Raw genomic sequence first — 14,346 nt, 5'->3', positions numbered from 1 at the left:
CCCTCTTACTTTGATCATTATATCTGAATGCCTCTTTGATATCACCCGTCGCACAATCATTGCCGCGTCTTGTCACACTGCGCAAAAAATTTTGTAATGCGCACATTTTTTCTGTCCGTTGCGGACATACTCTTTAATCTGCTCTATAACGAGTTCTTTCAAGCAGTGCTGCTAACTCAGCCGTACCCTGTATCCCACTTCACAGCTGTCTTTATAGTATAATAAAACCGGGCATGAATTTTAAACTTTTTAATATTTGTAACCTGTTGAAGGGCCTGCGATCACGGCATGGCTGACCGGACACCCGAATTCGCGGTTCAAATCCATGAGGATTTTTACATCTCAATCTGTGATATTACTCCCTTTCCCTTGTTGGTGTAACCATCCCAAAAATCTGAACCGCAATTCGTATGAAGTATAAAGCTGCTGCCGTACTGGCCCTGATCATCTTCGCCGGCTCGTTTACGCTACGGGCCAAGGAACTGGAGGACTACCTGCCGGATGACGTCTCCTACAACCCCGGCATCCCCAAACCTTCCGAAGTGCTCGGATTTGAAATCGGCGAACAGCATCCCGACCACGCCCTCATCGTGCAGTACATGTACAAGGTTGCCGAGGCGTCGGACCGGTTCGAAATCAAGGAGTACGCCAGGACGTACCAGCACCGGCCGCTGCTGCTGCTCACGGCCACATCGCCCGAAAATCTCGGCAATATCGATGAAATCCGCGAAAACCACCTCAGGCTGAGTGATCCCGGACAATCGGAGGGCGTGAATATCGACGACATGCCGGTCGTCACCTGGCTGGGCTATTCCGTCCACGGGAACGAGCCGAGCGGCGCCAGCGTATCGATGCTCCTGGTCTATTACCTCGCGGCCGCCGAAGGGGAAAAAATCGACCTGCTGCTGGATGAAAGCGTGATCCTGATCGATCCGGTCTACAACCCGGACGGCCTGAACCGGTTTTCAAGCTGGGTGAATTCGCACAGAAGCGCGGTCATGGACGGCAATTCCGACCATCGCGAGCACAACGAAGTGTGGCCCGGCTCGCGGACCAACCACTACTGGTTCGACCTCAACCGGGACTGGATGCCCGTGGTGCATCCCGAAAGCCGCGGCCGCATCGACATGTATCAGAAATGGAAACCCAACGTGCTCACCGATCATCACGAAATGGGCACGCAGGCCACCTACTTTTTCCAGCCCGGAGTGCCATCGCGCGACAACCCGCTGATCCCCGACCGCACCATCGAACTGACCGCGGACCTGGCCGAATATCATGCCGCCTTCCTGGACGAGTTCAACCAGCTTTACTGGACCCGCGAAGGCTTCGATGATTACTACATCGGCAAGGGATCCACCTATCCCGACCTGCAGGGAACCATCGGAATTTTGTTCGAACAGGCCAGCGCCCGGGGACACCTGCATGACAGCCGGCACGGCAAGGTGAGCTTCCCGTTCGCCATTCGCAACCAGTTTGCCACGTCATTGTCCACCATGGAAGGCACCCACGAGATGCGCACGGAGTTTCTGGAGCATATGCGCGACTTTTACCTCGATGCGATGGAGAACGCGCGGGATGATGACATCAAAGCGTATGTCTTCGGCAATGAAAAAGATCAGGGCAGGACCTATCACCTGCTCGATATCCTCGATCATCACAACATCGATGTCTATGAGCTTGCCGAAGAGATTGAGCGCGGCGGGGTGACCTATGATCCGTCCTGGGCCTACATCGTGCCCACGGAACAGCCGCAATACACCTACCTGAAGGGACTGTTCATGGAGCATCACGAATTTACCGACAGCCTGTTCTACGATGTGTCCACCTGGACACTGCCGCACACCTTCAACCTGGACTATGCCGAACTCCGGGAAGGCGGACGTTTCAGCAGGGACTTTGACGAGGATTTTCTGGGGGACAGGGTCGGTGAGCCGCCGTTCCCCGAGGGCCGCCTGCACGGGGAAAAAGAGCCGTATGCCTATCTGTTCGAATGGCACGAATTTTATGCGCCCAGAGCCGCTTTTCGACTGCTGGATGCAGGTGTGCGGATTAAAACGGCCTCGCGGACATTCACCGCGGAAACCGAAAGCGGCAGCGTCGATTTCGATTACGGTACGATGATGGTCAATTCGGGCATCCAGGACGAAGCAAGTCCGGAAGAGATCCACGAGATCATGGAAACCATCGCCCGGGAGGATGGCATTGAGGTGCATACCGTTGAGACCGGACTGACTCCGGAAGGCATTGATCTGGGCAGCGGCAGTTTCAATTCCGTCGAAAAGCCGTCGACCATGATCATTGCGGGACGCGGGACCAGCATGTACGAATCCGGTCAGGTGTGGCATCTGCTGGATCAGCGCTACCGGATGAACCACACCCTGGTGGATAAAAACAACCTGTCCGGCGCCGATCTGGACCGCTACAACAACATCGTGATGGTCAGCGGCAATTATGACGACCTGAGCGACGATGAGGTTGCGGACCTCAAAGAATGGGTGCGGGACGGCGGGACGCTCACCGCGATTGGCAGCGGCGTTCGGTGGCCGGTCGAAAACGAGCTTGTCGATGTTTCATTCCGGGAAACCCACAGGCGCAGTGCCGAAAAAGGTGACTTCCCGAAATATACCGACGAAACGGCCGACCGGGGATCCGAAGTAATCGGCGGCACCATTTTTGAGACCAGGGTCGATCTCACGCATCCGCTGCTGTACGGATACACCCGGGAAAAACTGCCGGTGTTCCGGGACAACCGCATCATGATAGAGCCAACCGAAAACCCGTATGCCAGTCCGGTACGGTATGTTTCATCAGCGCCTCAGCTCAGCGGGTACGTATCCGATAAAAATCATGAACTGCTCGAAGGGATCGCCGGCTTGGTGGTCGGTTCACATGGATCCGGACGCGTGATACTCATGCCCGACAATCCGAACTTCAGGGCATTCTGGCTGGGGACCAACAAGCTTTTCGCCAATGCGCTGTTCTTCGGAAACACCATCAGCGCGGCGAGTACGGAGTGAGTGCTGGGTGGTTTTCAGGATAGCTTATTGAGCTTTGAACGATTGTGATTTGCAGCGCAAATATTGCTGTTGCTCGTTTGTATCCACACTAGTGCATTGTTATAGTGCTCCGGCCTCTGCACCGATAAGCGCCATTATATTATCTACACTAAACACCTCACGACGCAAGCGTGTAAACTTCTGTGCAAGCCAAATCCGTGAACAAGATATACTTCAATAAACTTCTCTGCAAACTGCTGTTTCTCTTGTTGTTCCATCATGCCATTTGAACTTGTAGGTCTATTATGCTATAAGTATTGACTTTTAGATACCGAAAAAAATGCACAGTGTCTGAAAGAGGACGTACCCCTTTTTATAAAAAAAAGAATCTTCAATACTTCCAGTCCTCATGAGCCAAAGGTGCCTGATTTAACCGATCCCTGCGTGTTCGCCAATCCGGTATATAATGATCCATAAGCTTACGAAAGCGATCAGTGTGGTGGCGTTCAAAGAAATGGATCATTTCGTGAACCAGTATATATTCAATACAGTCGACCGGCTTTTTGATCAACTCCAGATTCAGCCAAATCCGCCGGGCTTCGGTGTTGCAGGAACCCCACCTGGTTTTCATAGCTCGTATCCTGACTTCAGAAGCCTCAACTTCAAGCTGCTTTTCCCACTTTTTCTTTAAATCGGGGATTTGTTCTTTGAGGCGGTTGCGATACCAATTTTGAAGCAATGCTCTCCGCTTTTCAATACCGGTACCCGGACGGATCTTCATCTGAAGTTTGTCATTGTTAATCAGCTTGATCTTATTTCTCCCGTTTTCTTCAACAACATCCAATCTGAATTTGCTGCCCAGATAGAAGTGCGTTTCTCCGGTTACCATATCGCGGCGGGATTGGCGCTCCTGTTGCGCAAACGCTTTTTGCTGCTTGCGAATCCAGGGCAACCTTGAAACGACCGCAAGTCGAATGGCTTCATAATCCAGATGTCTCGGGGAAGCAGCCCGCACTTTGCCATCCGGGGGGTAAACTCCGATGTGGAGGTTTTTGATGTCTTTTCTGATCACTTCTACATCAATATCACGAACCCTAATGCTAAGCTGCTCAGTATTCATGGTGATTTTTTACAAGATCAAAAAGCTTTTCAACTGCCTCGTTGTCTTTTACTACCGAACGAATGGCTATCTTGATTTCACGTTCTTTAAAGTGATTGCCTCGCCATCCCGCTTTTTTAACGTTTTTAATTGCCTGATCTAATTGCAGGGCGGTCCGGACTTTTAAATCTTCCTTGTCTCCATAACCCACAGGGGGTTCAGCAGCTTTTCTTCCATCATCGTTTTGGATCTCATCGAGGTTATCATACAAAGCCCGAAGCGCCGGTGTTTTTAGCTCTGGCGGGTACGTTCCACCGGATTCCGGCTTGCTTACCTTTTTGGTTAATTCCACAATTTTTTTCAGATATTCCCGGTATTCAATGGCCTCCCGCCTGCGCTGCTCAATTAACTCATCAAGCAGCTGCGACATGTTTTCGTAGTATTTAGGATTAACCGGCATCTCATCGATAATGAGTTTGCGGACGTTGTTTTCAATGGTCTCAGCCATCGCCTCCGGGTTATTTTTGATGTTTTCCGGAAGATTGTCCAGCCCTTTTTCGCCCTGTTCCACAACAAGCTCAACCAAAGATAAATCGTCGAAGCTGGAAATAACTTCGCTCTCATCCGCACGAATATAGGTATCCAGAAGGTGGCGCATGGCAGGTTCGTACATTTTCATATCCACATAATCGCCGCTGGCCAGCTTCACTTCTTCCCGGACACTTTCATAGTGGGTTACTTCTTCTTTGATGGTTTTAGCTTCTTCCCCGGAATACCCGGCATCGGCCATTTCATTGGCCAATTCGGCATACGCCCTCAGATAAGAAGAAGTGAGCTTATACAGCTCCAACCGCTTCGGCTCATTGTCTTTTTGAATATCCGGCCGGTCACTCGGGCCTACAAAATACGCGACATACGCTGCCGTATCATACGGGGGCTCTACCGGCTCACACAATGCCTTAATGGACTCCCGCACTTGTTCCAGCTTTTCTTGGGCATCTTTAAGGCGATCTTTAAGCAGTCCCTCTACATCCTCTTTGTCGTAGCCATCCAGTGCCTCACCGGTATAGTCTTCAATCGACTGTTTCAACGATTTAAATAAATCTTTATAGTCGATGATGTAACCGTACTCTTTATCAGGAGAGTGCAGACGGTTCACCCGGCAGATGGCCTGAAACAGCCCGTGATCCCGCATTTTTTTATCAATATACAGATAGGTGGCGGGCGGAGCATCAAAGCCGGTGAGCAGCTTATCCACGACAATTAACAGTTTCATCCTGCCGGGTTCTTCGGTGAAACGCCGCTTTACCTCCTTCTCAAACTGATCGGTTTTATTAATGGCCGTATCTTCCGGCTCATCGAAGAATTCGGCCAGCATCTTCCGGTAGATTTCATACTTGCGGATATTTTCGGTTTGTCCCTCACCGGTTTCTTCCCCCTTGATATCGCTGTGATGCGGACTGTAGGAAGTAATAATCGCACATTTACCGGCTAAATCGGTTTTTTGAAACATTTCATATACCCGGCAGGCCGCATAAATATCCTCCGTGACCAGCATAGCATTGCCCATCCCGCTTCGCAACCGATCCCGGGTTTCCATATCCATGAGGAGATCCGAAACGATTTTATTCAGGCGATCCTGCGAACTGAGCACTTTCTGCAGCGTTCCCCAGCGCTTCTTGATTTGCGCTCTGCCCAAATCCGAAAGTCCCCGGGTTTTGGCATCAAACCATTGGTCGATTTTATCCTGTGAAGTCAGGTTCTGATCGATATCCCGCGCTTCATACCGGAGGTCGAGAATTACGCCATCACTAACTCCTTCATCGAATTTATAGGTGTGGATATAAGGTCCGAATACCTCAATACTGGTCTGTTTATCCTTTTTCAGGAGGGGTGTACCCGTGAAGCCAAAGAACACCGCGTCCGGAAGCAGTTTCTTCATGGCCCGGTGAAGCTTACCCGATTGCGTGCGATGGCATTCATCCACAAACACGAAAATATTTCCCTTGGGTTTGAAATCGTGCCGCAGATTCTTCTGAATTTCCTCAATAAAGGCATCTATATCCTTTTCGGAGAGATCTTCACCGGATCCAAACTTGTGTATGAGCGAGCACATCAGCCATTCCTGATGCTCATTCAGTGCATTGACCAAATCCATACCGCTTTGGGTTCGGTAGATGTCTTCATCCACGCCTTTGAACACGCTTTCAATCTGCTCATCCAACTCCTTGCGGTCGGTAATCATCAAGACGCGGGCATCTTTCACATATTCACGAATCCATTTGGCCAGCCATACCATGGTGAGGGACTTGCCGCTGCCCTGTGTATGCCAGATAATGCCGTTTTCTCTGCTTCTGACATGTTCCTGGGCAGCTTTTACCCCAAAGTACTGATTATGCCGGCAAGCTTTTTTAACCCCGGAGTCGAAGACGATGAAATCATGGATCAGTTCCAAAAACCGGTCTTTGGAGCAGATTTGACGTAACTCACGAAGCAGCGGATTATCACCTGCTTCCGGCAGGGCTTCTGATTCTTTCCACCGAAGCCAGTATTTTTGCGGCGTTTCGATAACCCCATATCGCAGTCCTTCGGTTTCGTTGCCGGCCATGACATACTGGACGGTACTGTAGAATGATTCAATAAATTCCTTTTTCTGGCTTCCGAGATTTTGCTGGATGCCCTCGGTTACCGATACCTTTGAACGTTTGAGCTCAAGTATTCCCAAAGCAATACCGTTTACATACAGCACCACATCCGGGCGTTTGGCATGTTGCCCTTCAACGGTTACCTCTTCAGCAATGGCAAAGTCGTTATTGCCGGGTGTTTGCCAGTCGATCAACCAGACGGTTACCGTTTGTTCGCTGATATCCGGCTTTACCTTTACTCCGTAGCGCAGGAGGCTGTAAAAGCGTCGGTTTGCGTCATACAGAGTCTTCGTTCCTGAAATGGTTTTGGCCTGATCTATCTCCCGCAGAACTTTTGTGATGATCTTTTCATCATGTCCCTGAGCATGCAGCCATTGCCGGAGCACAGCTTCTTCTACATTGGCATTGCCAGATCGTTCCTTCCAATGCCCAAGATACCGATAACCCAGAGCCTGTTGAAAAAAGCCGGTAACTTTTTGCTGCGTTATTTTTTCCTTTTGGCCGACGGTAGTCATAATTCTTTTTTTAGCTGTTCCCGCAGTTCCCGTCCTTTTTCCGTGAGCCGGTACTTTTGCTTACTGCTTTTAGGCTTATCGGGGATGGTCATTTCTATGAAGCCTGATTTAAGTGTAGGCTGCAAGTAATTGTCCCTAAAGTGAGGTTTATGTCTGAGCTGTAATGTTTCCATTATTTCACTAAACTGCATTTCTCCTTTAATAACTGATATAAGCGTCTCTATTTCTTTGACATATGACCTATACTTAGTCGGTACCTGGTCGGCACTTAGTCGGTACTTAGTCGGTACTTGTTCACCACTTGCCCGGTACTTGTCCGCTTACCCTCAGAATCCTGGTCGCTACCTGGTCGGTGCTTGTTCACTACATGTTCACCACTTGGTCGGTACTTGGTCGGTGCTTGGTCACTCCCTGATGCTTCATCCAACCATTCAGGATGAACAGGGAGAATAGTAAGGAAATACGTACACTGCTCATCGGTTTCCAGCACCGGTTCGGGCGAGCCGTTGTTCAGCATGGCTTTTCGCATGGTGGGGATGCCCGTGCCCCGTCCTTCGGTCAGGTGGAGCTATTTCAGAAAATCTCCCACCCGGCGGTTGCGGTAGTCACGTGCCACAATTCGCCGGTTTTCAGCCAGAATTTGCGCATCTACCGGCGGCACCGGACCGGGAAAGCTCAGGATTTCAATTTGATGCGGCCAGATCTGAACCTCGATCGGTTTGGGTTCTTCGTAGCTTTTGTGATAAACCGCATTGGCCAGAGCTTCTTCCAACGCATCATAGGGGAAGTTAACATACCGATGTGCTTCCGGCGGTCTTAATTCCACATAGGTACGATTGAGAGGATAAACTTGCCCAAACACCTGTAATTGTGTATAGTCTTAATTCCACATAGGTACGATTGACCATAATTGCAATAGTAAGGTTCATTAAACAACAATTTCTGTAATAAAGATCAAGAAAACAATTCATTTGGAGGATATAATGGCTATGGCTGTGAGAGGCTCTCTAACGCCCCACACGCCCGGTTGATGCGTATGTTGGCCTGCCGAAAGGCTATTGGCTTGATTTTAATTATGGTATTATATATAATACCAGTATGAATCAAATTATCATTGATACAAATGTCCTCTATTCTGCACTAAGATCCCGAAAAGGAGCTTCTTTTCGCTTGTTCTCTTTGCTTCATTCTGGAAAATTTGAAATTAACCTTTCTGTTCCATTGGTCCTGGAGTATGAGGATGTACTAAAGAGAAAACAGCCGACATTGTCCATTTCGAATGAGCAAATAGATAAATTTATGGACTACTTGTGTAAGGTTGGTAACTGCCATGACGTTTACTACTTGTGGCGACCTATTTTGCGAGATCCAGGAGACGATTTGATTTTGGAATTAGCCGTACGAGCTGGTTGTAAATACATCGTGACCTATAACAAGGCTGATTTTGCAGGCGTTAATGAATTTGGAATTCAGCCCGTTACAGCCAGGGAGCATTTAAAAATAATCGAGGAACTGCCATGAGTACACTAAGTGTAAGACTTCCGGAGTCGGTCCACAAAAAACTAAAGGAACTGGCCAAAAAAGAAGGAGTTTCGATGAATCAATTTATCAGTTTGGCGGTATCGGAAAAGTTATCAGTCTTACTGACGGTTGATTATTTGAAGGAAAGAGCAAAAAAAGGAAACCGCAAAGACTTTGAAGATATCTTGTCTCAGGTCCCGGATGTGGAACCCGAGGATTATGACCGCTTATAATGGCCAAGTGTGCGGTTGTAAGAATCGTATTAGCCAAAATAGAAGTAATTGGCAAACAAACGGCCCAACGGTTAGTCTGCCCGGAAATAGATTGTTAAGAAATTGATTCTAAATAGTTTTTAAGGATATAGTGCCATCCTTGTGGAGAACGTAATGCTTGTTTATAGGACTCAGCATATTCTCCGTGTTTGTCAAAATTTCTATGTTCAATTTTCATCTGGGTCTCAGTTCTGCCTTTTTCCACGAATAACACTTCAATTTCACTGGCTTTTTGCGGATTTGGTTCAGGAACACGGTCAGGAGCTATTTGCCAGGTGAATACTATTCTACTTGGCGGATCAAAAGCTAAAACTCGCCCCCAGTCACATTCAAACCCATGAGGTCCACGTTCAAAGCAACGGCCATTTGTAACTTCGAAAAAAACTGGACGAATTGAAATGATCTTAATTCCACATAGGTACGATTGAGAGGGTTATCTTGCTATTTAAAAAGCACCATTTGATAATCATATGCAAGGTTTTTTTGTCCCGGTCTGTCTTGCTCTGTCTGTCAACCTCCTATACATTATGAAAACCCCACTGCTCATTACATATAGTTCATTACATATCAACTGCTTATAACGATAAAACAAAGACAAGGGTTGACAGATGTAAAAAGCAGCTTTTATGAGCATTTGAAAAGACTTCTTCAATTCCTTACATATTTATTCAGTGACTTGGACATAAAATATGCCGGGGTTGACAGATTGCCTTCTGTATATGCTAATTAAACGCCGGTTTTTACTTCTCCTGATCCCGATTAGCATTGATTTATGAAGATGATTTCAAAAACTTTTTTCTATTTCTGCTCAGAAATTTAAGAGCTACTTGTTTTCGCTTCTGAAAATATCTCTTACCTGATTCGGACTGTGAAACAGGATATCATCGCAGACTTGATGTACAAGGTCACCTTTTATAAGGATAATGAATCAACAAGCCCCCCCAAAAATCCGGAATGTTCTGCTTGCGCCATGTTGTTACAATGGATATCCTTCGGCATAATGTGCCCGGCCTTCTCTATTTGGCGGCATGTTGCGCCGATTACCGCCGGACGGACAGCGCGTCCCGAACCGGCCAGTCATGAATAACGTCATCATTAAAATTACCGAAGTCAGAATATGAGCAACGAAAGCAAATGCCCCTTCAGCGGTGGCGCCAACAAGCAATCAGCCGTCGCCGGTTCCAAAAACCGCGACTGGTGGCCCAACCGCCTCAACCTCAACATCCTGCGTCAGCACTCTTCCCGGTCAACCCCCATGGGTGAGGAGTTTGATTACGCCGAAGAGTTTAAGAAACTTGATCTGAAGGAGGTCAAGAAGGACCTCGAAGAGCTGATGACCGACTCGCAGGAATGGTGGCCTGCCGATTTTGGTCATTACGGCCCGCTGATGATCCGCATGGCCTGGCACAGCGCCGGGACCTACCGCGTGGTCGACGGCCGCGGCGGCGGCGGAACCGGCAACCAGCGGTTCGCCCCCGTCAACAGCTGGCCCGACAACGTCAACCTCGATAAATCCCGCCTGCTGCTCTGGCCCGTCAAGCAGAAATACGGCAACAAACTCTCCTGGGCCGACCTGATGATCCTGGCCGGCAACGTGGCCCTGGAATCGATGGGATTCAAAACGTTCGGTTTTGCCGGCGGCCGCGAAGATATCTGGGAGCCGGAGGAGGACATCAACTGGGGGCCGGAAGGCGAATGGCTCGACAACAAGCGCCACGATGAGCAGGGCGGACTGAAAGGACCGTTTGCCGCCGATCACATGGGCCTGATTTATGTCAATCCGGAAGGACCCGACGGCGAGCCTGATCCGCTCAAAGCGGCGCACTACATCCGCCAGTCGTTCCGCCTGATGGCGATGAATGATGAGGAGACCGTAGCGCTTAATTGCGGCGGACATACGTTCGGAAAGGTGCACGGCGCATCCACCGAAGATCACCTCGGCCCCGAGCCCGAAGCCGCCCCCATCGACGAGCAGGGACTGGGATGGAAAAATTCCTACGGCAGCGGCAAAGGCGCCGATACGATCACCAGCGGCCTCGAAGGTACGTGGACGCAAACGCCTACCGAATGGAGCAACCGGTTTCTGAAGAACCTGTTCGAGTATGAGTGGGAAGTCCACAAGGGTCCGGGCGCCAAGTGGCAGTGGCGGCCCAAGGACGGCGCCGGCGAAGGCACCGTTCCCGATGCCCACGATCCCGATAAAAAGCATGCTCCGTTCATGCTCACCACGGATATTGCCATGAAAGTGGATCCGGAATACAAGAAAATCGCCCGCCGCTTTTATGAGAATCCGGATGAGTTTGCGGATGCGTTTGCGCGTGCCTGGTTCAAGCTCACGCACCGCGACATGGGCCCCAAGTCCCGCTATCTGGGTCCGGAAGTCCCCGAGGAGGACCTGCTCTGGCAGGATCCGCTGCCCGAAGTTGACCATGAGCTCGTCAATGAGCAGGATATCCGCGAACTGAAGGAGAAGATCCTCGCCACCGGCCTGTCCGTTTCGGAACTCGTTTCGGCGGCCTGGGCATCTGCGTCCACCTTCCGCGGGTCGGACAAGCGCGGCGGCGCCAACGGCGGACGGATCCGGCTGGCACCGCAGAAGGATTGGGAAGTCAACAATCCGAAGCAGCTGTCCAAGGTTCTGAATGCCCTTGAAGAGGTTCAGGAATCGTTCAACAGCGCGCAATCCGGCAACAAAAAAGTATCGCTGGCCGATATTGTCGTGCTTGGCGGATGCGCCGCAATCGAGAAGGCTGCGGAAAAGGCCGGACACAAGGTCACCGTACCGTTCACCCCCGGCCGGACGGATGCTTCCCAGGAACAAACCGACGAGGAGTCATTTGATTACCTCAGGCCGCAGGCGGACGGATTCCGGAACTACTTCCGGGCGCCCGATGAGTCGCAGCCGGAAGAGTGGCTGGTCGACAGAGCGCAGCTTCTGACGCTGACGCCGCCTGAAATGGCCGTACTGCTCGGCGGCATGCGGGTGCTGAACACCAACTACGACAACTCGAAGCATGGTGTGTTCACCGACCGTCCCGGGGCGCTGAGCAACGACTACTTCATCAACCTGCTTGATCTGAACACCACCTGGAAGGCCGTTTCGGATGACGAGCAGGTGTTTGAGGGTCACGACCGCAAGTCCGGCGAGCACAAATGGACCGGAACGCGGACCGATCTCATTCTCGGCTCCCATTCCGAACTGCGTGCCCTTTCGGAAGTGTACGCATCACATGACGCCGGCGAAAAGTTCGTTCATGATTTCGTCGCCGCATGGGATAAAGTCATGAATCTCGATCGTTATGACTTGTCCTGATGCCGTGTGCATCGCACTGTAACGTAAAAAGGGGGACGGCCGGCAACGGCTTGTCCCCCTTTTTTTTATCGGAGGGCCATGGCTGACAAAAACAGAACAGCCATCATGGTGCAACTTCCTCGCTTTTGATCCTGCTGCGGATGCGCTCCTTGAGATAGGTGCGGACTTCAAGCAGCGCCTGTTCCACTTCCTTGCTGCTGCAGTCCTTGATATCCGCTATCTCATCCGCCTCAAACCGGTCGATAATGTACAGATCGAAGACGCTGCGCTTGAAGAACGGCTGTGTGGCAAGCTCGGATGATACGAGGTGGTGGAATCCATCCCGCGTCATCCGTTCATCCACCTTCAGCCGCATTTCTTCCGCTTCATCCGGATTTTCGGTAAAAATATCCTCGATGTTGTACATATTGTGGATGAAGACCGGGTCGTCAAGTTCATCCACAGGGACCAGCTCCCCTTCGGCATCCACCGAGTAGGTAAACTCGGGTTCCTGCGGGATGCCGGTGCGGGCATCATCCGGGGTTCCGGAAGTCTCAAGCAGATCGTTCTCTGTCAGCTTTTCTTCCATGAATGAGTCGGCCTGGCCATACATCCAGGAGAGCCGGCTTCCCGCCTCTTCGGGATGATCGCCGAAGCGATCATAAATTCTGGTGTACAGTTCACCGGCCAAATCGTCAACCCGAAGCCCGGTGTCTTCCCCGGCAGCCGTGTTTGTCTGTTTCACTCTGCGATCCAGATAGTTGCGCAGGCCCGGCACACCGCGTTTCAGCAACGCTTCAAACGTATTGCGGTCCGCCGTCTCGCGGGTTTCGCGGAGATATCCCATCAGCTCATCGAAATGCTCAGAACGCTGCTTTCTTTTGGTATACAGATGCTCTTTCCTCTCTTTTTCGAGTGTTTCGGTAATTCTGTTTTTCAGCGAATCAAAAGCATCATGAGTCAGTGCCCGCAGGTCACTGTTCTTGCGCTTCACAATAACCGGACCCGAACGCATGTTGAGGTTCAATGTCATATGGTATTGCCGGTCATCTTCCGAGAGAATGATATCAAGGACAACCGGCTTGCGGTACCGCTTGAAATAGCGCTGCAGTTTTTGTGTCTGCTTTTGTATAAGACCTTCAAATTGTTCGGCCTTTTCTTTATTGAGGAGTTTCTTATGGTTGTGAATAATGTGCTTCAGCATACAATCACCTCTCTGATTCACTTTGATTAAACAAAACGGCACATTGCAAAGCCGTCGCGACGCATATTTCTACCCAATAAACAAAACAAAACCGGGGTCTCGTTTCGAGAAAAGGCGGGATGGGGGGGCAAAAAATCGGGATAGTGTACTGAAATAAAAGCAGGATGACAGCTTGAAATAAAAGCGGAATGGCGGCTTGAAGTAAAAGCGGGATGCCTGCCCATAAAAAAAGCCGGACGCTTCCGCCCGGCTTTCTGATTCTTTTCTTCTCATTCTATACTTCTGATTCTTACCGCTGGTCGTCATCAGGCGTCTTCAAGCAACTCTTCAATCTTTTCATAGAGTCGCTGCTGAAGCTCTGGGTCCCGATGAATGGCAAAGTTCAGCTGTTCATACTCCTCCATTTCCATTCCTTCATCCCGGACCAGCGATTCAAATCCTTCCGGATCAGTATGGCGGTCAATCTGTAGATTCTGAGCCTCTACCTCAATTTCGGCGATGGCTTCCAGATCATCCTGTGTGACCTCAATGTCCGGGTCAGCTTCCTGCTGAGGAGCATTGCTGCTCTCTCCCATAGGTCCGGGAGGCGGCTGATCATCCGGAGGAGGCTGGTCGTCAGGTGGCGGCTGATCATCCGGCGGAGGCTGTTCTTCTCCCGGCGGAGGCTCTTCCTCCGGCGGCGGCAATCTTTCCTCGCATGCCGTCAGCGAAAACGACAGCAAAAATACAAATGCAAACAATGTGCGAAACATATCAATACCTCGGTATGTTTATATGCTGTTTTTTTATGGATCACAAT

At 50.2% G+C, this 14,346-nt stretch carries 11 protein-coding genes; 4 read left to right on the top strand and 7 right to left on the bottom strand.

Annotated features, from left to right (window positions below):
• The first annotated feature begins 410 nt into the window (after positions 1 to 410).
• Complete coding sequence (locus NATSA_RS05235) at positions 411 to 3,020, top strand: M14 family zinc carboxypeptidase (protein WP_210510952.1); 2,610 nt, start codon at positions 411 to 413, stop codon at positions 3,018 to 3,020.
• Between the two features lie 370 nt (positions 3,021 to 3,390).
• Here the strand turns inward: NATSA_RS05235 and NATSA_RS05230 are convergent, their stop codons facing one another.
• From NATSA_RS05230 to NATSA_RS05215, 4 genes are all read right to left on the bottom strand, one after another.
• The gene (locus NATSA_RS05230) at positions 3,391 to 4,119 is read right to left on the bottom strand and encodes a M48 family metallopeptidase (RefSeq protein WP_210510951.1); all 729 of its coding nucleotides are present in this window, start codon (positions 4,117 to 4,119) and stop codon (positions 3,391 to 3,393) included.
• The gene (locus NATSA_RS05225; protein ID WP_210510950.1) at positions 4,109 to 7,258 is read right to left on the bottom strand and encodes a type I restriction endonuclease subunit R; all 3,150 of its coding nucleotides are present in this window, start codon (positions 7,256 to 7,258) and stop codon (positions 4,109 to 4,111) included. The genes NATSA_RS05230 and NATSA_RS05225 overlap by 11 nt, the downstream gene beginning before the upstream one ends.
• Positions 7,255 to 7,482 (bottom strand): Fic family protein, encoded by a 228-nt coding sequence (locus NATSA_RS15735; protein ID WP_419539845.1) that lies wholly within the window; start codon positions 7,480 to 7,482, stop codon positions 7,255 to 7,257. The genes NATSA_RS05225 and NATSA_RS15735 overlap by 4 nt, the downstream gene beginning before the upstream one ends.
• Before the next feature lie 344 nt (positions 7,483 to 7,826).
• Entirely contained in the window at positions 7,827 to 8,084 is a 258-nt protein-coding gene (locus tag NATSA_RS05215) for a hypothetical protein (RefSeq protein WP_210510949.1), read from the bottom strand.
• Positions 8,085 to 8,356: 272 nt separating this feature from the next.
• Between NATSA_RS05215 and NATSA_RS05210 the strand changes: the two genes are divergently transcribed.
• Both NATSA_RS05210 and NATSA_RS05205 read left to right on the top strand, forming a co-directional pair.
• The gene (locus tag NATSA_RS05210; RefSeq protein ID WP_210510948.1) at positions 8,357 to 8,779 is read left to right on the top strand and encodes a putative toxin-antitoxin system toxin component, PIN family; all 423 of its coding nucleotides are present in this window, start codon (positions 8,357 to 8,359) and stop codon (positions 8,777 to 8,779) included.
• Entirely contained in the window at positions 8,776 to 9,012 is a 237-nt protein-coding gene (locus NATSA_RS05205; RefSeq protein ID WP_210510947.1) for a toxin-antitoxin system HicB family antitoxin, read from the top strand. The genes NATSA_RS05210 and NATSA_RS05205 overlap by 4 nt, the downstream gene beginning before the upstream one ends.
• A 94-nt stretch (positions 9,013 to 9,106) precedes the next feature.
• Here the strand turns inward: NATSA_RS05205 and NATSA_RS15730 are convergent, their stop codons facing one another.
• Complete coding sequence (locus NATSA_RS15730; protein WP_419539844.1) at positions 9,107 to 9,445, bottom strand: SRPBCC domain-containing protein; 339 nt, start codon at positions 9,443 to 9,445, stop codon at positions 9,107 to 9,109.
• Positions 9,446 to 10,168: 723 nt separating this feature from the next.
• Here NATSA_RS15730 and katG point away from each other — a divergent pair.
• The gene (gene katG, locus NATSA_RS05195; protein WP_210510946.1) at positions 10,169 to 12,364 is read left to right on the top strand and encodes a catalase/peroxidase HPI; all 2,196 of its coding nucleotides are present in this window, start codon (positions 10,169 to 10,171) and stop codon (positions 12,362 to 12,364) included.
• Positions 12,365 to 12,467: 103 nt separating this feature from the next.
• Here katG and NATSA_RS05190 read toward each other — a convergent pair whose 3' ends face one another.
• Positions 12,468 to 13,547: an HPF/RaiA family ribosome-associated protein gene (locus tag NATSA_RS05190; protein ID WP_210510945.1), complete on the bottom strand. Its 1,080-nt coding sequence runs from the start codon at positions 13,545 to 13,547 to the stop codon at positions 12,468 to 12,470.
• A 305-nt stretch (positions 13,548 to 13,852) separates the two neighbouring features.
• Positions 13,853 to 14,299, bottom strand: a complete 447-nt coding sequence (locus NATSA_RS05185; RefSeq protein ID WP_210510944.1) for a DUF4168 domain-containing protein — start codon at positions 14,297 to 14,299, stop codon at positions 13,853 to 13,855.
• Positions 14,300 to 14,346: the final 47 nt, after the last annotated feature.

Source organism: Natronogracilivirga saccharolytica, assembly GCF_017921895.1.
In the GTDB taxonomy this organism is placed as follows: Bacteria; Bacteroidota; Rhodothermia; order Balneolales; family Natronogracilivirgulaceae; genus Natronogracilivirga; species Natronogracilivirga saccharolytica.
The sequence above is the reverse complement of the archived record's forward strand: the minus strand, read 5'-3'. Positions and strand labels throughout refer to the sequence as shown.